The 23270-nt window shown below is 72.0% G+C and carries 20 protein-coding genes and 1 tRNA gene; 7 read left to right on the top strand and 14 right to left on the bottom strand.

Features of this window, described 5'->3' with window-relative positions:
- Positions 1-64 precede the first annotated feature (64 nt).
- Positions 65-925, bottom strand: a complete 861-nt coding sequence (locus Pen02_RS08435; RefSeq protein ID WP_203865359.1) for a sulfurtransferase — start codon at positions 923-925, stop codon at positions 65-67.
- Positions 926-1022: 97 nt separating this feature from the next.
- Here Pen02_RS08435 and Pen02_RS08430 point away from each other — a divergent pair, with 97 nt between their 5' ends.
- Positions 1023-1709 carry an iron-dependent transcriptional repressor DtxR gene (locus tag Pen02_RS08430; protein ID WP_203865358.1) on the top strand — a complete coding sequence of 229 codons (687 nt, stop codon included), beginning with the start codon at positions 1023-1025 and terminating at the stop codon, positions 1707-1709.
- A 44-nt stretch (positions 1710-1753) separates the two neighbouring features.
- Here Pen02_RS08430 and Pen02_RS08425 read toward each other — a convergent pair whose 3' ends face one another.
- From Pen02_RS08425 to Pen02_RS08400, 6 genes are all read right to left on the bottom strand, one after another.
- Complete coding sequence (locus Pen02_RS08425) at positions 1754-2302, bottom strand: hypothetical protein (RefSeq protein ID WP_203865357.1); 549 nt, start codon at positions 2300-2302, stop codon at positions 1754-1756.
- A 170-nt stretch (positions 2303-2472) separates the two neighbouring features.
- Positions 2473-2760: a C1orf53 family protein gene (locus Pen02_RS08420; protein WP_203865499.1), complete on the bottom strand. Its 288-nt coding sequence runs from the start codon at positions 2758-2760 to the stop codon at positions 2473-2475.
- Positions 2761-2818: 58 nt separating this feature from the next.
- Positions 2819-3781, bottom strand: a complete 963-nt coding sequence (locus Pen02_RS08415; protein WP_203865356.1) for a DUF2332 domain-containing protein — start codon at positions 3779-3781, stop codon at positions 2819-2821.
- A 222-nt stretch (positions 3782-4003) separates the two neighbouring features.
- The gene (locus Pen02_RS08410) at positions 4004-6862 is read right to left on the bottom strand and encodes a vitamin B12-dependent ribonucleotide reductase (protein WP_203865498.1); all 2859 of its coding nucleotides are present in this window, start codon (positions 6860-6862) and stop codon (positions 4004-4006) included.
- Positions 6863-6934: 72 nt separating this feature from the next.
- Positions 6935-7444 carry a transcriptional regulator NrdR gene (gene nrdR, locus Pen02_RS08405; protein ID WP_203865355.1) on the bottom strand — a complete coding sequence of 170 codons (510 nt, stop codon included), beginning with the start codon at positions 7442-7444 and terminating at the stop codon, positions 6935-6937.
- Positions 7445-7761: 317 nt separating this feature from the next.
- Positions 7762-8088, bottom strand: coding sequence for a LysM peptidoglycan-binding domain-containing protein (locus Pen02_RS08400; protein WP_239140261.1), 327 nt, complete (start codon positions 8086-8088; stop codon positions 7762-7764).
- A gap of 249 nt (positions 8089-8337) precedes the next feature.
- Between Pen02_RS08400 and lexA the strand changes: the two genes are divergently transcribed.
- Positions 8338-9123, top strand: coding sequence for a transcriptional repressor LexA (gene lexA / locus Pen02_RS08395; protein ID WP_203865354.1), 786 nt, complete (start codon positions 8338-8340; stop codon positions 9121-9123).
- 117 nt (positions 9124-9240) lie between these two features.
- Here the strand turns inward: lexA and Pen02_RS08390 are convergent, their stop codons facing one another.
- Positions 9241-11097: a hypothetical protein gene (locus Pen02_RS08390; protein WP_203865353.1), complete on the bottom strand. Its 1857-nt coding sequence runs from the start codon at positions 11095-11097 to the stop codon at positions 9241-9243.
- An 81-nt stretch (positions 11098-11178) separates the two neighbouring features.
- Entirely contained in the window at positions 11179-12630 is a 1452-nt protein-coding gene (gene hflX, locus Pen02_RS08385; RefSeq protein ID WP_203865352.1) for a GTPase HflX, read from the bottom strand.
- Positions 12631-13380: 750 nt separating this feature from the next.
- On the opposite strand from hflX, the gene Pen02_RS08380 reads away from it, so the two are divergent.
- Positions 13381-14862: an NAD-dependent malic enzyme gene (locus tag Pen02_RS08380; protein ID WP_203865351.1), complete on the top strand. Its 1482-nt coding sequence runs from the start codon at positions 13381-13383 to the stop codon at positions 14860-14862.
- A 218-nt stretch (positions 14863-15080) separates the two neighbouring features.
- Here Pen02_RS08380 and dapF read toward each other — a convergent pair whose 3' ends face one another.
- The 3 genes from dapF to Pen02_RS08365 form a co-directional block, all read right to left on the bottom strand.
- Entirely contained in the window at positions 15081-15926 is an 846-nt protein-coding gene (dapF, locus tag Pen02_RS08375) for a diaminopimelate epimerase (protein ID WP_203865350.1), read from the bottom strand.
- 241 nt (positions 15927-16167) lie between these two features.
- On the bottom strand, positions 16168-17127 hold the full coding sequence (miaA, locus tag Pen02_RS08370) for a tRNA (adenosine(37)-N6)-dimethylallyltransferase MiaA (RefSeq protein ID WP_239140259.1): 960 nt from the start codon (positions 17125-17127) through the stop codon (positions 16168-16170).
- Complete coding sequence (locus tag Pen02_RS08365; RefSeq protein WP_203865495.1) at positions 17124-17855, bottom strand: class III extradiol ring-cleavage dioxygenase family protein; 732 nt, start codon at positions 17853-17855, stop codon at positions 17124-17126. Before Pen02_RS08365 ends, miaA begins: the two co-directional genes overlap by 4 nt.
- Before the next feature lie 248 nt (positions 17856-18103).
- On the opposite strand from Pen02_RS08365, the gene Pen02_RS08360 reads away from it, so the two are divergent.
- Positions 18104-19312, top strand: a complete 1209-nt coding sequence (locus Pen02_RS08360; protein WP_203865349.1) for a DUF349 domain-containing protein — start codon at positions 18104-18106, stop codon at positions 19310-19312.
- Between the two features lie 233 nt (positions 19313-19545).
- On the opposite strand, the gene miaB is transcribed toward Pen02_RS08360, so the two are convergent.
- On the bottom strand, positions 19546-21039 hold the full coding sequence (miaB, locus tag Pen02_RS08355) for a tRNA (N6-isopentenyl adenosine(37)-C2)-methylthiotransferase MiaB (RefSeq protein WP_203865348.1): 1494 nt from the start codon (positions 21037-21039) through the stop codon (positions 19546-19548).
- Positions 21040-21119: 80 nt separating this feature from the next.
- Between miaB and Pen02_RS08350 the strand changes: the two genes are divergently transcribed.
- A complete protein-coding gene (locus tag Pen02_RS08350; RefSeq protein ID WP_203865347.1) occupies positions 21120-21401 on the top strand; it encodes a DUF2277 family protein in 282 nt (93 codons plus the stop codon).
- Here Pen02_RS08350 and Pen02_RS08345 read toward each other — a convergent pair.
- A complete protein-coding gene (locus Pen02_RS08345) occupies positions 21347-21829 on the bottom strand; it encodes a hypothetical protein (protein ID WP_203865346.1) in 483 nt (160 codons plus the stop codon). The two genes, Pen02_RS08350 and Pen02_RS08345, sit on opposite strands and share 55 nt — an antisense overlap.
- Positions 21830-22139: 310 nt before the next feature.
- Between Pen02_RS08345 and Pen02_RS08340 the strand changes: the two genes are divergently transcribed.
- Both Pen02_RS08340 and Pen02_RS08335 read left to right on the top strand, forming a co-directional pair.
- A tRNA-Sec gene (locus Pen02_RS08340) sits at positions 22140-22235 on the top strand.
- 245 nt (positions 22236-22480) lie between these two features.
- Entirely contained in the window at positions 22481-23266 is a 786-nt protein-coding gene (locus Pen02_RS08335) for an amino acid ABC transporter ATP-binding protein (RefSeq protein ID WP_203865345.1), read from the top strand.
- The last annotated feature ends 4 nt before the right edge of the window (positions 23267-23270 follow it).

The raw sequence follows: 23270 nt of genomic DNA, 5'->3' as shown, positions 1-23270 counted from the left end.
CACCCGCGACCGCGTTCTCCGGAGCGCCCCGCGCGCCGCCCGAGCGGGGGGAGAGAGAAACGCCCTACGCCGGGTCGCCGGGTTCGGCGCCGGTCGCCACCGGACGGTCGGGGTCGGTGATCCAGTGGCTCCACGAGCCGACGTAGAGAGCCGCCTCGGGATAGCCGGCCCGGTGCAGGACGAGTACCGCCTGCGCGGCAGTGACCCCGGAGCCGCAGTACGCGCCGACGCGTACCCCGGGCCGGACGCCCACCTCGGCGAACCGCGCCCGGAGCGAATCCGCGGCCGGAAGCAGGCCGTCCACGCCGACGTAGTCGGTGGCCGGCACGTTCACCGCGCCGGGAATGTGCCCGGCCACCGGGTCGACCGGCTCGCTCTCGCCCCGGTAGCGCGCCGCCGCCCGGACGTCGACCAGCACACCGTCCGACGCCACCTCGGCGGCCGAGCCGGCGTCGAGCACCGGCATCCCGCCCGGCCGTACGGTCATGTCACCCGGCGTCGGCGACGGCGCCTCGGTGACCACGGGCAGCCCGGCCCCGGCCCACGCGGGGAAGCCGCCGTCGAGTACCCGGACCTGCCGGTGCCCGGCCCAGCGCAGCGTCCACCAGGCCCGGGCCGCCGCCATCCCGTCGCCGCCGTCGTAGACCACCACCGGGCGGCCGGTGCGGACGCCGGCGGCCCGGAGCACCCGCTGCAACGCCGCCGGGTCGGGCAGCGGATGCCGGCCGCCCGCCCCGGGCGGTCCGGACAGTTCGGCGTCCAGATCGACGAAGACCGCGCCGGGCAGGTGCCCGGCCAGATAGTCGGTGCGGCCGGGCGGCCCGACGAGCCGCCAGCGGACGTCGAGTACGGCCGGCGGCTCGGTCGACGCCAGTTCGGCGGCGAGCCCGGTCACGTCGACGAGGAGGTCATCCGGTACGGACACGCCGTCCAGTCAACACCATCCGGGGCGGAACCGCCCGGCTCGGCGACGGTGATTATCGGTGCCGCGAGGTACCATCGTGACCGGGAGGACCACTGACGTGAACGACCTTGTCGACACCACCGAGATGTACCTGCGCACCATCCTTGAGCTGGAAGAAGAGGGTGTGCCGCCGCTGCGTGCCCGGATCGCCGAGCGGCTGCGCCAGAGTGGTCCGACGGTCAGCCAGACCGTCGCCCGGATGGAGCGTGACGGTCTGCTGACCGTCGAGGACGACCGCCACCTCCAGCTCACCGCGCTCGGTCGGACGCAGGCGATCTCCGTGATGCGTAAGCACCGGCTGGCCGAACTCCTGCTCGTCAACGTGATCGGGATGCCCTACGAGGAGGCTCACGAGGAAGCCTGCCGCTGGGAGCACGTGATGAGCGACTCGGTGGAGAAGAAGGTCTACGAGCTGCTCGACCGGCCCACCCGTTCGCCGTACGGCAACCCGATCCCGGGGCTTGAGGCGCTGGTCACCAACCCCGACGTCCCGGTCGAGATGGTCAGCGAGGCCGAACGGAACCTCGCCTTCCCCGGCCTGAGCGGCCCCGTCGTGGTCCGACGGATCTGTGAGAGCGTCCAGAAGGACGGCGACGTGCTGCGGCAGTTGCACGCCGCCGGAGTGGACCCGGGTGCGACGGTGACGGTCGCCCAGGAACGTGACGGTGTCACCATCGACCGCTCCGGCGACAAGGTCCGGCTGCCTCGGGAGGTCGCCTCCCGGGTCTTCGTCGCCGCGCACTGACCTCTTCCGGCTCGTCTCGCCGGCCGGTGTCGCGGCGGCAGGGTTCAGAGGCTGCTCGTGTCGATCTTCTTCGCCAGGTTGACCAGCTTGGGCGCGAGGGCGTCGGCCTGGTCCTGGTCCTGCCCGGTCGGGAACGTGAAGCGGAGGTTGAACAGGCGGCCGTTGCCGGCGAGCCAGCCGATCTCGACGGAGCTTCCGGCACTCTTCGTCGGCGCCGCCGTGGCGCGGTAGGCGGCCTTGCCCAGCCCCTTCACGCTCTTCCCACCGCTCGGGACCACCTCGTCGGCGAAGATCGACGCGTCGACGGTGGTCGGGGTCACCGACAGCGTGAGTTCGGGGCGGGGCTCCGCCTCCCCACGCAGCACGCAGGTGTCGGTCTTGCCGTGCCGGCTCGCCGCCGCCACCTCGAACAGGGTGCCGATGGACTGCTCGACCGCCGGATATTCGAGCAGTTGGCAGGCACCGCCGGCCGCCGACGCGGGCAGCCGTACCACCTTCGGCGCCGGGGCGGGCGACTGCGGCGGCGCGGCCTCCTCGGCACAGCCGGCGAGCAGCAGCAAACCGGCGCCAATCAGGCAGAGTCGTCCGCGCACGTCGTACCTCCCACCGACCCGGCCTGAGCGCCGGGGAGTCCGTCGGACACCGTACGGGTTCGGGCCGTCCGGCGAAACCCCGCTCCCCGCGCTCCCGCTCCCCACTCCCGCGCTTCCGTCAAGCGAGCGAGCGGCCGGGCCGCGCCGGACCGCCGCCGGGACGGTACGAGTCAGTCGGGCGGCGGCACCGGGTCCGGGAGGTACGGGTCGTCAACGTACGGGCAGTGCCGGCAGCCGCGTCCGCAGCAGGTACCGCGCCGGGCCAGGAAACCGGCGGTGAGCACGAACAGCCCGGTCTCCGGGTCGGGATAGCCGGCCTCGCCGGCCGCGAGTGCGGCGGAATGTGCGGCGAGGATCCGCGCCCGCTCCGGGTGCGTCGGCGCGAGCCGGGACGGGTGCGGCCGGTCGAGCGGTCGGGGCGCCAACGGCAGACGCCGCTCCTCCGCCCGCCGACGCATACCGTCCATCGCGGTGGAGCGGCTCGCCACGTTGCCGGTACCGTCCATCGCGCCGACCCTACGACACGGTGGCGGTCGGAAGAGACCGGCCGAACCAGACGATCGACTGTCCGTGCCCCCGGGTCCAGGCGAGCGGCGTGCCGTCCAACGCGAGCACGTTGTGCAGGGCTCCGCTCGGCGGCTCCGGCAACCCGTTGTACGCCAGCACCTCGGGAGCCTCGTTCGCGATCCAGTGACCGGGCAGGCCGCGTACCACCTCGACGAAGGCGTCCCGGCGCGGCGCCGGCACCTGGTAGAGCACCGAGCTGTGGAAGACCACCAGGGTCGCGCCGGCCGGCGCCTGCGCGGCGAGCGCGGGCAGGTCCGCCACCAGATCGCCCCGGACGAGCAGCGGCGGCTCGGCGACGGCGACGGCCGCCGCTGCGCGCAGCCGGTCCCGCCGGTGCGCGTGTTCCGGCCAGATGACGGCGTCCAGCCAGCCGACGTCGGCGGGATCGGAGACGTCCAGCGGGTTCAGGTCCAGGCCGGCCCGCCACACCACCTCGGGCAGCCGGTCCGGCGGCGTCAGCCCGGTGGCCGCGCAGTCGAGCACCGGGTCGCCGGTGCCGAGGAGCTGGTCGCCGTAGCGGTAGGCGTAGCGGTCGGGATAGAGGCAGAGACCGGCGGAGGCACCTACCTCCAGCAGCGCGAGCGGCTGCGGCAGCGCGGCGAGCACCGGCAGCAGCACCGCACACCGGCCGGCCTCGTTGGTCTGGGTGGCCCGGTTCCGCAGCTCCGCCGCGATCACCGCCCAGTTCGCCAGCACGTAGTCGTGGAACGCCGCCGGATCCTCGACCGGACCGCCGAGCAGCCGTACGACGCTGAACAGCAGGTTCGGCTGCCGCTTGGCCGCCGGCAGCGTACCGATCAGGGCGAGCAGTTCGTCGTCGCGGGAGACCGCGAGCGAGAGGCGCTCGTACGCGGGCGACACGCCCTGCGCCTCACGTATGCCGAACTCGACGTACGTCGTGGCGATCGTCATCTTCCGATGATCCCAGCGGAGTTACGCCGACGGCCGCCACCGGCGGTGTATCGCTGCTCACGATGGAGCTGCGACGGCGACCGCCCGAACCCCCTGCGGAGTTCGGGCGGTCGCCGTCGTTCGCGTCAGCCGTCGTACGGTTCGGCCGTCGTTCGATGCATCAGCCGTCGCTGGGCACCGCAGGCCAGATCCTCAGCCGGCAGCGGCCCCAGTGTCAGCCGGTTAGCTGCAACCCGAGGTCGAGCCGCAGCCCTCGCAGACGTAGCAGCTACCGGCGGGGCGCATCTTGGTGCCGCAGGTGAAGCAGAGCGGGGCGTCCGCCGCCGTGCCGAGCACCGCCTCCAGCAACTCGGTGGAGGAGCCGACCTTCGGCGCCGGCCGTTCCGTCACCACCTCGACCTGCTGCTCCGAAGTCGGCTCCGGCTTGGCCGTCTCCACCGGTGCAGACGCCGCCATCGCGGCCAGGTCGACCGCGCTCTCCGCCTCGGCCTCGGCCCGCAACTGCGCGGCACGCTCCTTGGCGGTGAAGATGCCCAGCTCGGCCCGGCGCTCGTAGGGCAGGAAGTCCAGGGCCAGCCGGCGGAAGATGTAGTCCATCACCGAGGCGGCCATCCGGATGTCCGGGTCGTCGGTCATCCCGGCCGGCTCGAACCGCATGTTGGTGAACTTGCTGACGTACGTCTCCAGCGGCACTCCGTACTGCAGGCCGATCGAGATGGCCACCGAGAAGGCGTCCATCACCCCGGCCAGCGTCGAGCCCTGCTTCGACATCTTGAGGAAGACCTCGCCGAGCCCGTCGTCCGGGTACGACGACGCGGTGAGGTAGCCCTCGGCCCCGCCGACCGAGAACGACACCGTCTCGGAGGGACGCTTCTTCGGCAGCCGCTTGCGCACCGGCCGGTACTCGACGACCTTCTCGACCGTCTTCTCCACCTGGGCCGGCGCGACCGCCTTCTCCGGCTCCTTCTTGGCGGCGGAGAGCGGCTGGCCGACCTTGCAGTTGTCCCGGTAGATCGCCAGCGCCTTCAGGCCGAGCTTCCAGCCCTCGAAGTAGATCTCCTCGACCTCCTCGACGGTGGCCGACTCTGGCATGTTGACCGTCTTGGAGATCGCACCGGAGATGAACGGCTGCACCGCCGCCATCATCCGGACGTGCCCCATCGGGGCGATCGAGCGCTGACCCATCGCGCAGTCGAAGACGGCGTAGTGCTCCGGCTTGAGCCCGGGCGCGTCGACGACGTGGCCCTGCTCGGAGATGTGCTCGACGATCGCCTCGACCTGCTCCTCGGGGTAGCCGAGGCTGCGCAGGGCGCGCGGCACGGTCTGGTTGACGATCTGCATCGAGCCGCCGCCGACCAGCTTCTTGAACTTGACCAGGGCCAGGTCCGGCTCGACACCGGTGGTGTCGCAGTCCATCATCAGCCCGATGGTGCCGGTCGGGGCGAGCACCGACGCCTGGGCGTTGCGCCAGCCGGACTTGTCACCGATCTTGTTGCCCTGGGTCCACTGCTTGGTGGCCTCCCGGACGATCTCGGTGGCGACGGTGCCGGTCGGCTTGATCGCGTCGTTGGCGGCGGCGTGCTTGCGCATCACCCGCTTGTGCGGCTCGGCGTTGCGGGCGTACCCGTCGTAGGCGCCGACCACGCCGGCCAGCTCGGCCGAGCGGCGGTACGCGGTACCGGTCATCAGCGAGGTGATCGCGGCGGCCACCGACCGTCCGCTCTCCGAGTCGTACGGGTGGCCGGTCGCCATCAGCAGCGCGCCGAGGTTGGCGTACCCGATGCCGAGCTGCCGGTACGCCCGGGTGGTCTCGCCGATCTTCTCGGTCGGGAAGTCGGCGAAGCAGATCGAGATGTCCATCGCGGTGATGACCAGCTCGACCGACCTGACGAACTTGGCGACCTCGAACCCGCCGTCGGCGCGGAGGAACTTCATCAGGTTGAGCGAGGCCAGGTTGCACGAGGAGTTGTCCAGGTGCAGGTACTCCGAGCACGGGTTGCTGGCGGTGATCCGGCCGGTCTCCGGGCAGGTGTGCCAGTCGTTGATCGTGTCGTCGTACTGGAGGCCGGGGTCGGCGCACTCCCAGGCGGCCTGGGAGATGGTCCGGAACAGCCCCTTGGCGTCGATGGTCTCGATCACCGCGCCGTCCAGCCGGCCGCGCAGGTCGAACTTGCCGCCGTCCTGCACCGCCCGCATGAACTCGTCGGAGACCCGGACCGAGTTGTTGGCGTTCTGGTACTGCACGCTGACGATGTCGGAGCCGCCGAGGTCCATGTCGAACCCGGCGTCCCGCAGCGCGCGGATCTTGTGCTCCTCACGCGCCTTGGTGAGCACGAACTCCTCGACGTCCGGGTGGTCGACGTCCAGGATGACCATCTTCGCGGCCCGCCGGGTGGCGCCGCCGGACTTGATGGTGCCGGCGCTGGCGTCGGCGCCGCGCATGAAGCTGACCGGACCGGAGGCGGTGCCGCCGCTGGAGAGCAGCTCCTTGGAGGAACGGATCCGGGACAGGTTGACCCCGGAGCCGGAGCCGCCCTTGAAGATCAGCCCCTCCTCCTTGTACCAGTCCAGGATCGAGTCCATCGAGTCGTCGACGGCCAGGATGAAACACGCGCTCACCTGCTGCGGCGACGCGGTGCCGACGTTGAACCAGACCGGCGAGTTGAAGCTGAACACCTGGTGCAGCAGCATCCAGGTCAGCTCGTGCTCGAAGATCTCCGCGTCGGCCGGGCCGGCGAAGTAGCCGTGCTGCTCCCCCGCCACCCGGTACGTCTTCACCACCCGGTCGATGAGCTGCTTGAGCGACCACTCCCGCTCCGCGGTGCCGACCGCGCCCCGGAAGTACTTCGTGGTGACGATGTTGGCCGCGTTGACGCTCCACGACTCCGGGAACTCGACGCCGCGCTGCTCGAAGTTGATCGAGCCGTCCCGCCAGTTCGTCATCACGACGTCCCGGCGCTCCCAGGCCACCTCGTCGTACGGGTGCACACCCTCGGTGGTCCAGACGCGCTCGACCTTCAGGCCGGCCGTCGCCGCCGCCCGGGTCCGTGACCTACTTGCTGTCACACCTTCCCCCGACATCTTCTCCGCCCCCTTACGCACGCACGACTCTTCCCGTCGTACGGCAATCGCTGATCTTGTTACCGGAAAGAACTAGCTGGCCGGCTCGCCCGCCGGCTGGACGGCCCCGACGCCGTCCGCCGACCGGCTCCGGGCCATCGCCGCCGCCCGCAGCGTGTCGATCTCCCGTTCGAAGTCGTCCAACGATTCGAACGATCGGTAAACGCTGGCGAAGCGGAGGTAGGCCACCTCGTCCAGTTCGCGCAGTGGACCCAGGATGGCGAGCCCCACGTCGTGACTGGGGATCTCGGCCGCGCCCTTGGCCCGGACCGTCTCCTCCACCCGCTGGGCCAGCAGGGCGATCGCGTCGTCGTCCACCGGGCGGCCCTGGCACGCCTTGCGTACCCCGCCGATGATCTTCGTCCGGCTGAACGGCTCGGTGACCCCGCTCCGCTTGACGACCGCGAGCACTGGCTCCTCGACCGTGGTGAACCGCTTGCCGCACTCCGGGCAGGCCCGCCGACGGCGGATCAACTGGCCGTCATCGGCCTCCCGCGAGTCGACCACCCGGGAGTCGGCGTGCCGGCAGTACGGACACCGCATCACCGACCTCCTTCACACCGCCGTGACCACCTCGCGCGCGGCCCACCGGCAAGGCGGACCGGCCCACAGGCAGCCGACACCGCCGGGCCAGCCACCGTCAGTGGCTCCCGCGATGTTGGTGTACCTGAGAGCTGCGGGTAGTGGAACCCCAACTTCTAGTCTACTTACACGCTTGTCACTACTACATCTAGGGTTCGACCGTATGCCGCCGACGAGCCGAGGTCAAGTTGAACGGGGCGTGGCGTGCCGCGCAAATCTTCCCGCCGCGTCACCGGTACGACGGCTGCTGCGACCCGGCCGAAGGCAGCCTCTTGGACCTACCGCTCCGCCGGCAGGACCAGCCGCTGCCCGGCGTGCACCGTGTGGTCGTCCAGCCCGTTGAGGCGGCGGATCTCGTCGATCACGGCGAACGGTCGCTGGCCGGGTCGGTGCCGCTCGGCGACCGACCAGAGCGTGTCGCCGGGTTGGACCACCGCCGTCTCGGGCGCTCCGGGCGGGTCCGCGGCCCGGGAGGCCGGCGACAGCACCGCCGCCAGGCCGGCGACGAGGAGCAGCAGGAGCACGGTGACGACCAGCCGTCCCCGCCGGGTCAGCCGCAGTCGCCCACCGCCCCGGGAAGCCCTCGGAAACCCCGTCGCACCCATCGTGACCTCCAAGATCGAACAGGAGTTCGAACGAACGGACGTACGATGGTTTATCAGAACAGGCGTTCGATGTCGAGCTGTCGGAGCCGACACGCCGCGCCGAATGTCGTACAGATGTTTGAAACTGTGTGATCTCACCTATACGGTTTTGAACATCGACACCGGGACCGCGGCGATCGCGGTAACGGCGCCGAGCCCACGCCGCACCACGAGCCGCCAAGGCACCCCCACCGCCATCAGGAGGACGACGTGTCGACCGACGACCGGACGAGCCGGCAGAAGCCCCAGAAGAGCGTCGCACCAGGCAGTCGGGCCAGCCGCCGTACGGCCGGCCCGCGGCCCCGGGAGGGTGCCCCCGCGCTGCGGGCGGTCACTCCGGTGGTGAGCGCCTTCCCCGACCTGGTCACCGCCGACCTCACCGCCCGGCAGCGGCGGATCCTGGAGTTCATCCGGGACTGGGTGGAGCGCTACGGCTACCCGCCCAGCGTCCGGGAGATCGGCGAGGCGGTCGGGCTGGTCTCCCCGTCGAGCGTGGCCTACCAGCTCAAGGAGTTGGAGCGGAAGGGCTTCCTCCGGCGCGACCCGAACCGCCCCCGCGCCGTCGACGTACGCCCACCGAGCGAGATGATCGACGACGAGACCGCCCGCGCCCAGCGCCCCACCCCGGCCTACGTGCCACTGCTCGGTCGGATCGCCGCCGGTGGCCCGATCCTCGCCGAGCAGGCCGTCGAGGACATCTTCCCGCTGCCCCGCGAGCTGGTCGGCGAGGGCGAGGTCTTCATGCTCCAGGTCAAGGGCGACTCGATGCTCGACGCGGCGATCTGCGACGGCGACTGGGTCGTGGTCCGCCAGCAGCCGACCGCGAACTCCGGGGAGATCGTCGCGGCGATGCTCGACGGCGAGGCGACGGTCAAGACCTACCGGCGCCGGGACGGGCACGTCTGGCTGATGCCGGCGAACTCCGCCTTCGACCCGATCCCCGGGGACAGCGCCACCATCATGGGCCGGGTGGTCGCGGTACTCCGCCGGATCTGAGCCCGTCGCCCGGTCACCGGACGGGGTAGGCGACAGCGGCGATGGAGAGGCCGGCGCCGGGGGCGCATCCGGCGATCCGTATCAGCCGCCGGGCCGGCGGCTGATACGGCGATCCGTTCAGCGGTAGTCGTGGTCGTCGGGATGTCCGCCGGAACGCTTCCGGGGCTGGCCGTACTGGCCGCCGCGAGGTCCGCCGCCACGTGACCCGGTGCCCTGACCGGTCCGTGGCGGCGGCCCGCCACGCTGGTCGCCCCACTGGTCGTCCGGTCCGGGTCGACCACCCCGACCGTTCCCGTTGCCGGACGGCTGGCCGCCGTAGACACCGCCACCACCACCGCCCGCCCGGGGCCGGCCACCACCGCCGCCACCTCCGGCCCGGGGCCGGCCACCGCCGCCCGGAGCGCCGCCGGCACCGGCGGGAGCTCCGCCGTAGACGCCACCGCCCTGCGGCCGGCCGCCACCGCCGCCCTGCGGTCGATCGCCACCCTGGGGCCGACCACCACCACCGCCTTGCGGCCGGCCGCCACCGCCCTGGGGTCGACCACCGCCCTGGGGTCGACCGCCTCCGCCGTACACGCCACCGCCGGCCGGCTGGCCGCCGTAGACGGCGCCGCTGGCCGGCTTCCCACCGCCGCCGTAGACGCCACCCGCCGGCCTGCCCCGACCGGCCGGCTGGAAGTCCTCGGCCGGGCGGTCGGAGCGGTAGCCGTCGTCGTCGTACCCGCCGGAGCGCTGCGAACCCGGACCCCAGTTGGAGTCGTCGTCGTAACCGGGGCGCCGGCCGCCGGACCCGTCCCGGTCGTCACCGGGCATCGCCTCCCGGCCGGCCCTCGGATCGTTGTCGTCACCGTCCGGGCCGGTGGCGCCCAGGCCGTCCTCCCGCCCCCGGCGGCGCGCCCGCACGATCCCGAAGATCCCGAGCCCGACCAGCAGGGCGCCGATCACCCCCACGGCGGCGATCAGGTACGTGATGTCGTCCAGGGTCAGCGAGTCCGTCCAGGACTTCTCGGACTTCTTCGCATCGGCCCCCGCCCCACCGACCGCTGCCGGGGCCGCCACCTTGGCCGGGGCGTAGCTGAGCACCGTCACGTCCTGGTCCTCGCCGAGCGAGTCGACGTCGGAGACGGTCAGGAAGCTCTTCCCGTCGGGCGTGTAGGCGATCCCCTCGCCGAACGGGTCGGCCAGCGGCGTCATCCGAGGCTTCCCGGTGGTCAGGGACTTCACCAGGTCGTCGCCCTCGACGTCCCACTCGAACGCGTCCGCGTACGTCCGCAGCGCTACCCGGCTGCCGTCCGGCGAGCGGGCCGCCCCGGTGATCGTCACCCGGCCCGCCCCACCGAACGGGTTGGGCGTGGTGGACTTCGGCAGGGTGATCTCGCCCGCCTTCTCCAGCGGCACCCCGTCGTCGTTGTTCTTGACCAGCGCCCCGGTCGGGCGGTAGATCTCCGCCTTGCCGGTCGACTTGGTGATGATCAACGGAACGTTGTCCGCCCCGATCAGCAGCGCCTCGGCGTCGTGCCGCTTGTTGCCGGGAAAGGCGAGCCGGTGCAGTACCGGCTTGGTGGCGCCGGTCAGCGGCATGCTCCAGAGCACGACGCTGGACCGCCGCTCGGTGTCGTTGTCACCGATGTCGGCGATCCAGACCGTCTTGCCGTCGGGCGAGAGGGCGAGATCCTCCGGGTCGCGCGGATTGCTGGCGTACTGGACGGCCTTCTTCAGCTTGCACTTGGTGTCCAGCAGGAAGACCCGTTCCCGGTCGGGGTTGTCGCTCCCGTCGTTGATCACGACGTAACCACTCGACGTAGCGAGGATGCCGGAGAGTTCCGTCATCCGCTCGTCGGTGATGGTGCAGACCTTCTTGCCGGCAGCGGCGGAGGCCGCGACAGCTCCGAAACCGAGACTGGCTCCGAGCAGGCCCAGGCTCGACCCGAGCACGCCGGAGGCAACCAGCACCATGGAGAGGACTCGCCGCATCCGCCCAGTGTCGCATGCGGATGCCGCCTCCCGGGGAGGCGGCGTGATCAACCCTCCGTCACCGGTCAACGGTGCGGCCGGTCATGCCACTACCTCCCGGTACGGTGCCAACTCGGCGGCCAGCGCCTCGTCCACCCGTACGTGCAGTTTCGTCCCCTCCGGCAGGTGCGCCGTGCCGAGCACCTCGCCCCGGCGGTGTACCCGGGCGACCAGGTCCCCCCGGTCGTACGGCAGCACCGCGCGAACCTCCACCGCCGGCCGGGGCAGCCGGGCCTCGATGGCCGCCCGGACCTCCTCGACCCCGCCGCCGGTACGCGCCGAGGCGAACACCGCCTCCGGCCACTCCCGCTTCAGCCGGAGCAGGGTCTCCTCGTCCGCCGCGTCGGTCTTGTTGACCACCAGCAACTCGGGGAGCTTGTCGGCGCCGACCTCGGCCAGCACCTCGCGTACCGCCCGGACCTGCTCCTCGGGGTCGGGGTGCGCCCCGTCCACCACGTGCACCACGAGGTCGGCGTCGGCCACCTCCTCGAGCGTGGAGCGGAACGCCTCGACGATCTGGTGCGGCAGGTGCCGGACGAATCCGACAGTGTCGGCCAGGGTGTAGATCCGCCCGTCGGCCGCGTACGCCCGGCGGGTCGTCGGGTCCAGCGTGGCGAAGAGGGCGTCCTCGACCAGTACCCCGGCGTTGGTCAGCCGGTTGAGCAGGCTGGACTTGCCGGCGTTGGTGTAGCCGGCGATCGCCACCGCTGGCACGCCGTTGCGGGCCCGGCGGGCCCGCTTGGTGAGCCGGGCGGTCCGCATGTTCTTGATCTCGCGGCGGAGCCGGGAGATGCGGATCCGGATCCGCCGCCGGTCGGTCTCCAGCTTGGTCTCACCGGGACCACGCAGCCCCACGCCGCCACCGGCGCCGCCGCCCCGGCCGCTACCGCCGGCCTGCCGGGACAGGCTCTCACCCCAACCGCGCAGCCGGGGCAGCAGGTATTCGAGCTGGGCCAGCTCGACCTGCGCCTTACCCTCCCGGCTCTTGGCGTGCTGGGCGAAGATGTCGAGGATCAGGGCGGTCCGGTCGACCACCTTGACCTTGGTCCGCTGCTCCAGGTTGCGGAGCTGGGACGGGGACAGCTCACCGTCGCAGATCACCGTGTCCGCACCGGACGCCAGCACCACCGAGCCGAGGTCGTCGACCTTGCCCCGCCCGATGTAGGTGGCCGGATCCGGCCGGCTGCGCCGCTGGATCAGGCCCTCCAGCACCTGCGAGCCGGCGGTCTCGGCCAGCGCGGCAAGCTCCGCGAGGGAGTTCTCCGCGTCGGTCACCGTGCCGTCCGTCCAGACCCCGACCAGGACCACCCGCTCCAGCCGGAGCTGCCGGTATTCGACCTCGGTGACGTCGGCCAGCTCGGTGGAGAGGCCCGCGACCCGCCGGAGCGCCTGGCGGTCCTCCAGCTCCAGCTCGCCGGTGGTGACGTCGCCATCGATGACGATGGCGTCAAGGTCCTCGTCCGCCAGCCGAACGAAGCTTTCCTGGTCTCGCAAGCCGTTCCTCCTGCTCCCGCTGCTCCTGGTCGGTCCGCCACCGAGCCGGTCCTCCGGCGGTTACCCGGCGGCCGTCGGGACGTTCGACCCTGTCTCGCCAACTGTGCTGCGCACACCTTCTGCGCGCTCTGCGGCTTGTCGTCGCATTGGTTACGCTGTGCGCGCCGGTGGCAATCAATCGTGACACGCGCGCCGGTCAGGCGCACCCGCTATATATCGGTCCGGCCGTCCGGGCCGGCTCCCGGGGTGAACTCGCTGGCCTGCACGCCCGGCCCGGGGCGATTCGCCACCTACGCAGCTCGCCCGTCCGGAGACCTGCGCCGCCTCCTCCAGCCCCCGGTCCAGTGCCAGGAACGGGCCGAGCAGCAGCGCGGATCATCCGCCACCGAGGCCGGTCACGGCCACCGGAAAGGTCAACGGCCTTCGCCCGGCCAAAATTCCGCTCCGGCACGGATCGCACGCTCCGGCCGCGTCCCGCCGATGCCCTCCCCGAGACCGAGACCGCCGGCAAGCCCCGGAACCGGCCGACGGACGGTCCCGTCCGCCCTCGCGGAAGTGGGATGGCGATCGGAAAAGGTGAGACGGCGGCGGCAACCGGACGGGCTGGCGTCGGTGGCCATGTCGACCGGGCCTAGGGTGGTCCGGGTCGCCGAGTGGCGACGGGGACCGGGCCGGCCGACGGCGGGTCCGGACCAGCAGGGAAGATGCTGACGGCGGCAGCGAGGCCGCGGGAAGACGACGGAGGACCACGTGGCGATCACCCGACTGCCGAGTGCCGGATTCTCGATCACCATCCGGATCAGCGTAACGGCGGACGCCTCGGCCATCGGCCGGCTGACCACCTGCGTCGGTGAGGCCGGCGCCATCGTCACCGCGCTCGACGTGGTCGACTCCGACCCGACCACGGTGGTCGTCGACCTGACCTGCGACACCGCCGACGCGAACCACGCCGACCAGGTGGTGGAGGCACTGACCGCGCTGGACGGGGTGGACGTCCGCAAGGTCTCCGACCGGACCTTCCTGCTGCACCTCGGCGGCAAGATCGAGGTCTCCCCGAAGGTCGCGCTGCGCAACCGGGACGAGCTCTCCCGCGCGTACACCCCGGGGGTCGCCCGGGTCTGCCTGGCGATCGCGGAGAACCCCGCCGACGCCCGCCGGCTGACCATCAAGCGGAACACCGTCGCGGTGGTGACGGACGGGTCGGCCGTACTCGGACTGGGCAACATCGGTCCGGCGGCGGCGCTTCCGGTGATGGAGGGCAAGGCGGCGCTCTTCAAGCGGTTCGGCGGGGTGGACGCCTGGCCGGTGGTGCTGGACACCCAGGACCCGGACGAGATCGTCTCGATCGTCCGGGCGATCGCACCGCAGTACGGCGGGATCAACCTGGAGGACATCGCCGCGCCGCGCTGCTTCGAGATCGAGAACCGGTTGCGCGAACTGCTCGACATCCCGGTCTTCCACGACGACCAGCACGGCACCGCGATCGTGGTACTCGCGGCGCTCACCAACGCGCTGCGGGTGGTCGGCAAGAAGCTCACCGACGTCCGGGTGGTCGTCTCCGGCGCCGGTGCCGCCGGTACGGCGATCATGAAGTTGCTGCTCCGGCAGGGCGTCGGCGACATCATCGCGTACGACCGCCAGGGCCCCCTGCACCGCGGCCTGGACGGGCTGAACTCGGCCTGGCAGTGGTTGGCCGAGAACACCAACCGGGACGACTTCTCCGGCGACCTCAAGGCGGCCCTGCGCGGCGCGGATGTTTTCATCGGGGTCAGCGCCCCCAACCTGCTCACCGGCGACGACATCGCCACGATGGCCCCCGACGCGATCGTCTTCGCGCTGGCCAACCCGGACCCGGAGGTGGACCCGAGGGAGGCCCGCAGGCACGCGGCGGTGGTCGCCACCGGCCGGTCCGACCAGCCCAACCAGATCAACAACGTGCTCGCCTTCCCGGGCGTCTTCCGCGGCATGCTGGACGCGCACGCCGAGGAGTTCACCGAGGAGATGGCGATCGCGGCTGCCCGGGCCATCGCCGACGTGGTGGGCACGGACAAGATCAACCGAACCGTCATCGTGCCGAGCGTCTTCGACTCCCGGGTGGCACCGGCGGTGGCCGCCGCCGTCCGGGCCGCCGCGCAGCACCCCGCTCCCCCGCCGGCCGCGGACCCCGGCCCGGCCGACCTGCCCGAGATCGCCGCCGAGGCCGCCGCCCCGGCCAGCCCACTGTCGAGCTGACCGCAGACCCGGTCGCCGCCCTGCGGCGGCGGCCGGGCCCGGAAGCGCTCGGACCGGCTCGCGCGGCCCGAAGACGGGCTCAGGTGATCTGGAAACTGCCCGCGCGGCCCGAAGACGGGCTCAGGTGATCTGGAGACTGCCCGCGTGGCTCGAACCCGGAAGTCGCCCTGACATCTCGGGAACCGGCTCGGGTGGCTCGCAGACCGTCGGCGAACCGGTCAGCCGGTGAGCACCGGCAGGTCGATCTCGCCGTGCGCGACCAGGACGGCCGGGCCGGCGAGCCAGCAGCTCTCGCCGTCCAGCGTCACCGTCAGCCGGCCGCCGGGCACGTCCACCGCCACCACCCCAGCGGTACGCCCGGCGTCGCGCAACGCCACCGCCGCCACCGCGCAGGCGCCGGAGCCGCAGGAGAGGGTCTCCGCCGAGCCACGCTCGTAGACCCGCATCCGTACGTGCGCGTCGGCGCCGTCGACCGGCTCGGCGGAAGTGACGAACTCGACGTTCACCCCGGTCGGGAAGGCCGCCGGGTCGAAACCGGGTGCCCGGGTCAGGTCCAGTCCCGCCAGCTCGATGCTGGCCGGCAGTACGCAGACCAGGTGCGGGTTGCCGCAGTCCACGGCGGTACCGGCCAGGGTGAGTCCACCGAGGGTGGCCACGGCACCACCGGTGATCCTGGGGGCGCCCAGATCCACCGAGATCTCCCCGGCCGTCACCTCGGCGCGTACCACTCCGGACCGGGTGGCGATCGGCAGGCCGCCGTCGACCGGCTCCGCGAGCCCGTTGACGAGAAGGTAGTGGGTGAAGACCCGCGTGCCGTTGCCGCACATCTCGGCGAGGGATCCGTCGGCGTTCCAGTAGTCCATGAACCACTCGGCCGTACCGGCGTACCCGACGGCGTCCGGATGTTTGGCCGCCCGCACCACCCGCAGTACGCCGTCCGCGCCGATGCCGCGTCGGCGGTCGCAGAGCGCCGCCACGGTCGACGGGGTCAGGTCGAGTTGGCCGTCTGGGTCGGGCAGGAGCACGAAGTCGTTACCGGTGCCGTGGCCCTTGGTGAACCGCACCCCTCCATCATCCCCCGAGCCGCCGCCGCCCCGCCCGGCACCCTCGACCTGACTCCGCCCGCCCCGCCCGGCACCCTCGACCCGACTCCGTCCCACCCCGACCAACTACTCCCAACTCAGCAACCCACTCCGTCCCACCAGACGTGCCCCACCCCGAAAGACCTGCCTCGCCCCAGGAGACGTCTCGGACCAGCGCAAACGCTTCGAGGCGCGACGGCCGGAGGGCGCCGCCCGGCCCGGGTCAACCCGCCCGGTGTGCCGGGTCGGTCGCACCGGAGCCCTTGACCTCGGCCGGGTCGGTGAGCAGGGCGAGCGCCGCTTCGACCAGGTCGGGTCGGGCCCCGTCCAACCAGTGGATCCGGGGGTCGCGGCGGAACCAGGAACGCTGCCGTCGGACGAACCGCCGGGTCGCCCGGACCGTGTCGGCCCGCGCCTCCGGCTCGGAGATCTCGCCGTCGAGCTGCCGGAGCACCTGCTGGTAGCCGAGCGCCCGGCCGGCCGTCCGGCCGTCCCGCAGGCCCCGCGCCGCCAGGGCGGTGGTCTCGGCGACCAGGCCGTCCGCCCACATCCGGTCCACCCGTACGGCGATCCGCTCGTCCAGTTCGGCGGTCTCCCGGTCGACGCCGAGCTGGACGGCGTCGTAGTACGGGACCGGCCGGGGCAGCGAGGCGGTGAACGGTGCCCCGGTCAGCTCGATCACTTCGAGCGCCCGGACGATGCGCCGCCCGTTGCCGGGCAGGATGTTCTCCGCCGCCACCGGGTCGGCGGCGCGCAGCCGGGCGTACAGCGGTGCCGGGCCCGAGGCGGCCAGTTCGGCTTCCAGCCGGGCCCGTACCAACGGATCGGTGCCGGGGAACTCGAACTCGTCGAGCACCGCCCGCACGTACAGTCCGGAGCCGCCGACCAGCAGCGGTACCCGGCCCCGGCCGAGGATGTCGTCGACCGCCGCCCGGGCCAGTTCCTGGTACGCCGCCACACTCGCCGGTTCGGTGACCGCCCAGATGTCCAGCAGATGGTGCGGTACGCCGTCCTGCTCGGCCAGGCTCAGCTTGGCGGTGCCGATGTCCATTCCGCGATAGAGCTGCATCGAGTCGGCGTTCACCACCTCGCCGTCGAGGGCCCGGGCCAGTTCGACGCCGAGTCCCGACTTGCCGGTGGCGGTGGGGCCGACGACCGCGACGACCCGGCCGCGCCCGGTCACGCCGGCTCCCCGGCGCGCTCGTCGGGACCGGACGGCCCGGCCGACCCGGTGGGCGTCCAGTTGGCCACGAAGTAGCTGACGCCGTAGGGCGCCGCGTAGTAGGAGAGGTCGCCGTGCCAGGCTGTGGCGCTGCTTGCCACCGCTGCGGCGAGCACCTGCCACGGGGCCCGGCCGGCGACCCGGAGCCGGGCCGACAGCTCCGGGTCCAGCCCGAGCAGGGCCGGTCCGTCGGCGGTACGCAGTGCCGTGGCGACCCGGTCGTCGTAGGGCTCGGCACGCGGGTCGGCGTACCCGGGTGACCGCTCGCCCCGGCAGGCCGACCCGTCGCCGAGCACCAGCAGCGCGACCCGCTCCGCCGGATCGCCGACCAGTTCGGCGCCGATCCGCCGGCACTCGTCGACCGGGGCGTCGGTGTCGACGCTCTGTCCCCGGCGGGGCGTCACCACACCGGCCCGGTCCAGCAGCCAGGCACCGATCAGCACACTGAGCGGAAGTTCGATCCCGTCGGTCGGTTCGTCACCGGGCCCCAGCCGCAGCACCCGATCCAGCCCGTACGGCCGCAGGCTGCCGCCGTCGGCCGGTCCGTGCCGGACGGTCCGCTCCCCGCCCCCCAGCACCAGTACGACGTCCGGCCCGGTCGCCAGCAGCCGGGTGACCGCCTCGGTGCAGGCGAGACGGAGATCATCCAGCTCACCGGCCGCCGACCCGGCGAGTTCCGGAACGATCATCGGCGGATGTGGGCAGACGGCGGCGGCGACCAGTGGCACGCCACCACCGTAGCGGGCAGCGAACCTTACACCCGAAGGCCAGCCGATCCGAGTGCGGTCTAGGACACCGTATGGTCACGGTCGACGATAGGCGCTCGACGCGGACCGGGTTGGACCTGTGACAATGCCGGGAGAAACTTCGCTGCGCCGTGGCGGCGACCGCCGGGGACCCCCATCCCCGGCAGCGCCGGGAGAACGAGGATGGGCTCATGAGTGACTGGACTGCCTTTGGACGGGTGGATGCGGACGGGAACGTCTACGTCAAGACGGCCGAGGGCGAGCGTGTGGTCGGTTCCTGGCAGGCCGGTGCCCCGGAGGAAGGTCTGGCCCACTTCGCCCGCCGCTTCGCCGACCTGGTCACCGAGGTCGACCTGACCGAGGCCCGGCTCAATTCGGGGGCGGCGGATCCGTCGGGGTCGCTCGCCACCATCCGGCGGCTGCGCGCGTCGCTCGCCGAGGCGCACGTCGTCGGTGACATCGACGCGCTCGCCGCCCGGCTGGAGCGACTGGCCACCCTGGCCGAGGGGAAGGCCGGCGAGGCCCGGGCCGCCCGGGAGACCGCCCGGGCCGAGGCGGTCACCCGGAAGACCACCCTGGTCGAGGAGGCGGAGAAGCTGGCCGCGGAGTCGACCGGCTGGAAGACCGCGGGCGACCGGCTCAAGGAGATCCTCGACGAGTGGAAGACCATCCGCGGCGTCGACAAGAAGACCGACGGCGAGTTGTGGAAGCGGTTCGCCGCTGCCCGGGACGGCTTCACCCGGCGCCGGGGGGCGCATTTCGCCACCCTGGACGCGCAGCGCAAGCAGGCCCAGGCGGCCAAGGAGGAGTTGGTCGTCGAGGCCGAGTCGCTGGCCGACTCGACGGACTGGGCGGCGACCGCCAACCGGCTCCGGGAGCTGATGGCACAGTGGAAGGCCGCGCCGCGCGCCTCGAAGGAGGCCGAGGAGCGGCTCTGGGAACGCTTCCGGGGCGCGCAGGACGGTTTCTTCTCCCGGCGTAGCGAGGTCTTCTCCGCCCGGGACGCCGAGCAGCGGGGCAACCTGGAGCGCAAGCAGGCGCTGCTCGCCGAGGCGGAGGGGCTCGACGTCGAGGGCGACCCGCGCGGCGCGCAGGCGAAGCTGCGGGAGATCCAGGGCCAGTGGCACGAGGCGGGCCGGGTGCCCCGGGAGGCGGCGGCCAACCTGGATCGGCGGCTGCGGGTGGTGGACGAGAAGGTCCGCCAGGCGATGGATTCCGCGTGGCGGCGGACCGAGCCGTCGGCCAACCCGCTGCTGGCGCAGATGCGCGACCAGGTCGCCGAGGCGGAGCAGCGGCTGGCCCGGGCCAAGACGGCCGGTGACGCGAAGCGGATCCGCGAGGCCGAGCAGGCCCTCGCCGCCAAGCGGCGGTTCCTGGAGTTGGCGGAGCAGGCGAGCTGAGCCGACCCCGGGGCGGGCATCGCCTGGTCCCGGTCGGTGCTCCCGAATCGGACCACTGTCGACGCCGCCCGGCATGCCGGGCGGCGTCTTCCGGTTGACCTTCTCTCCGGCCTTCCGGTCCCTCGTCGTCGCGGGCGGACGTCGAGGCGCGCGTGGTCGCGCGGTTCAGGGGGAAGGTCCGTTGGGGACCGGGTACGGGTAAGTCCGCTACGGCCGGCCCGGCCGGACGGACGTCAGCGGTCGCAGGCCCCGGCGGAGGCCGGCAACGGCGGCGGCACCCCGACCGTGGGCAACCCGAGCGACACCCCACCGGTACGCGGTGCCCGGCCCGCCTCGGCGGCATCCCCGGCCCGGGTACGCCGGTGGGCCAGCGGCTCGCCGTCGGCGTTCAGGTGGTGCGGTGCGGCGTAGCTGATCGTGGTCTGCACGATGTCGCCCGGCCGGATCTTCCCCTCGTACGACCCGGCGGCGAAGTGCACCAGCCGACCGTCCCGGGCCCGGCCGGAGAGCCGTCCGGTGCGCTCGTCCTTGCGCCCCTCACCAACCGCGACCAGTACCTCGACCGGGGTGCCGACGAGCTTGCGGTTCTCCGCCCAGGTGATCTCCTCGACCGCCGCGATCAGCCGCTCGTAACGCTCCTGGACCACCTGCTTGGGCAGTTGGTCGGGCATGGTGGCGGCCGGCGTGCCCGGGCGTTTCGAGTACTGGAAGGTGAACGCGGAGGCGAACCTCGCCTCCCGGACCACGTCCAGGGTGCGGGCGAAGTCGGCCTCGGTCTCGCCGGGGAAGCCCACGATGATGTCGGTGGTGATCGCCGCGTCCGGCATCGCCGCCCGGACCTTCTCGATGATCCCGAGGTAACGCTCGGCGCGGTAGGACCGGCGCATCGCCCGGAGCACGTCGTCGGAGCCGGACTGCAACGGCATGTGCAGCGAGTGGCAGACGTTCGGCGTCTCGGCCATCGCGGCGATCACGTCGTCGGTGAAGTCCTTCGGATGCGGGCTGGTGAACCGGACCCGCTCCAGCCCGTCGATCTCCCCGGTGGCCCGGAGCAGCTTGCCGAAGGCGAGCCGGTCACCGAACTCCACCCCGTAGGAGTTCACGTTCTGGCCGAGCAGGGTGACCTCCAGCACACCCTCGGCGACCAGGGCGCGTACCTCGGCCAGGATGTCGCCGGGCCGGCGGTCCTTCTCCTTGCCGCGCAGCGCCGGCACGATGCAGAAGGTGCAGGTGTTGTTGCAGCCCACCGAGATCGACACCCAGCCGGCGTACGTCGACTCGCGCCGGGTCGGCAGGGTGGAGGGGAAGACCTCCAGCGACTCCAGGATCTCCACCTCGGCGGCGGAGTTGTGCCGGGCCCGCTCCAGCAGCACCGGCAGCGAGCCGATGTTGTGGGTGCCGAAGACCACGTCGACCCAGGGCGCCCGGCGGACGATCTCGCCCCGGTCCTTCTGGGCCAGGCAGCCGCCGACCGCGATCTGCATGTCGGGGCGCTTGTCCTTGACCGGACGCAGGTGGCCGAGGTTGCCGTAGAGGCGGTTGTCGGCGTTCTCGCGTACGGCACAGGTGTTGAAGACCACCACGTCCGGATCGTCGGAGTCGGCCGCCTGGACGTAGCCGGCCTGCTCCAGAAGTCCGGAGATCCGCTCGGAGTCGTGCACGTTCATCTGGCAGCCGTAGGTGCGTACCTGATAGGTACGCGGGCTGCCGAGGGCTGCGGTAGTCATGACAGTGACAGAGTATCCGCAGCACCCGGGAAGCCAGATCCCCTGGGACGTCCAGCCCCCACCGACGGGAAGGTAGTGCCATGTGCCGGAGCATCAAGACCCTGCGCCAGCCGTACGCCGAGGTCGTCACCGAGACGGACATCGAGGCGGCGGCGTTGCAGTACGTCCGCAAGATCTCGGGTTTCCGCGCCCCGGCGGCGCACAACGCGGCGGCCTTCCACGCGGCGGTGGCCGCCGTGGCCGAGGCGACCCGGACCCTGCTCGACCAGCTCGTGGTGAAGGGGTCCGGCCAGCCGGCGGCGGACGGTCAGGCCGCGGCGAGCGCCGGGATGACCGAGTCCGGAACCCAGCGCGACCGCTGACAGGGCGACCAGCCCCGGCAGCGCGGGCTGAGCACGGTGCAGAGCCGCTGCTCGGAGAGGATTTCGCCGTCCTCGGTGTCCCGCACCTCGTGGTGCACCGGCCGGATGGTGCCGTCCGCCGCGACCAGCAGGTGCCGGCCGGCGTCGAGGGTGTCGTCCGGCAGCAGGCAGGCCCGGCCCAGCCGGCGGGCGAACGCCGCGACGGCGCCCACCTCGGGCAGTTCGGCCGGCACCCCGTAGCAGTCGACGGAGGTCGGGAAGTCGCCGGAGCGGTGCCAGACGTCGACCAGCAGCGCGCCGGACGGCACCCGGGCCAGGTCGACCCCGCCCAGCGGCAGCACCGGTACGTCGAGCGCGTCGGCAAGCGCGAGGCGGATCTCCGAGGCGGCGACCCGCCCCTCGGTCCTCCAGTTCCACAGCTCGATCATTGCCGCCTCCTCGCCGTACTCGGTCGTGGCTGGATGCCGGGTCTCGGTCGGGCATCCCCCGTCGGGCCGGGCACCGTGGTGCCTGAATGTAACGGCCTCACCCACGATGGTGCCGGGCACACCGGGTCGAGAGCGGCTAAGTTACCGGTCTGTGACCATATCCGCCGAAATAGACGACCCTTGACTACCTATTGTAGTCGGAGGCCACCACCCTGCCGGCGCAGCTTGCCCGACACGCTCACCCAGCGTGGTCTGTTCGGACCACCGGGGTCGGGCACCGGACAGTTCCGGCGCGGTTATAGTCCGACCTGGAGGCGGGCAGGTGCCTGGTGGTCCTCACGGTCTTCAAAACCGATGCGACCGAGCAGCTCGGTCGGGCGGGTTCGATTCCCGTACGCCTCCGCCAGTTTTCTTCCCGGGACGACCCGGTCGCCCGGTTCCGGTGACCGACCGACCACCACGAGAAGACACGGCGTCACCGCGCGGCTACTCAGAGTTGACGGACCTTAGCGGACAGTCGCGATCATTGTCGCTGCTGTTATCGCCCCGTGATGAACTCGATTACATTCCAGCACGTCAGGTCCCCTAGAGTTGCGTCACCGATTCAGCCGGAATCCGGTGCGACAGATCATGGACAAGACAGGTGGGGGCATGACCGAGCGGACTGAGGCGGTCGAGGTGGCCGGTGGGACGACGACCGGCGAACCGCTCATCAGGCTTGACGGGGTCAACAAGTGGTTTGGCCCGCTGCACGTGTTGCAGGACGTCAACCTGTCGGTGGCCCGTGGCGAGGTCGTGGTGGTGATCGGGCCCTCCGGTTCCGGCAAGTCGACGCTCTGCCGGGCGATCAACCGGCTCGAGCCGATCAACTCCGGGACGATCACCTTCGACGACCGGCCGCTGCCGGCCGAGGGCAAGGCCCTGGCCCGGCTGCGCAGCGAGGTCGGGATGGTCTTCCAGTCGTTCAACCTCTTCGCGCACAAGACGATCCTCGAGAACGTCACGCTGGGTCCGGTCAAAGTCCGCAAGGAGAAGCCCGCCGCCGCCCGGGACCGGGCGATGAAGCTGCTGGAGCGGGTCGGCATCGCCAACCAGGCCGAGAAGTATCCGGCCCAGCTCTCCGGCGGGCAGCAGCAGCGGGCGGCGATCGCCCGCGCCCTGGCCATGCAGCCCAAGGCGATGCTCTTCGACGAGCCCACCAGCGCCCTCGACCCGGAGATGGTCGGCGAGGTGCTGGACGTGATGACCTCGCTGGCCCGGGACGGCATGACGATGGTGGTGGTGACCCACGAGATGGGCTTCGCCCGGCACGCGGCCAACCGGGTCATCTTCATGGCCGACGGCCAGCTCGTCGAGGACGCCGCGCCGGACGAGTTCTTCGCCAACCCGCGCAGCGAGCGGGCCAAGGACTTTCTGTCCAAAATCCTCACCCACTAGGTAT

It is taken from the genome of Plantactinospora endophytica, from assembly GCF_016862915.1.
GTDB classification, from domain to species: Bacteria; Actinomycetota; Actinomycetes; order Mycobacteriales; family Micromonosporaceae; genus Plantactinospora; species Plantactinospora endophytica.
Note: the sequence above shows the minus strand (reverse complement) of the source record. Positions and strands in the feature narration are given on the sequence as shown.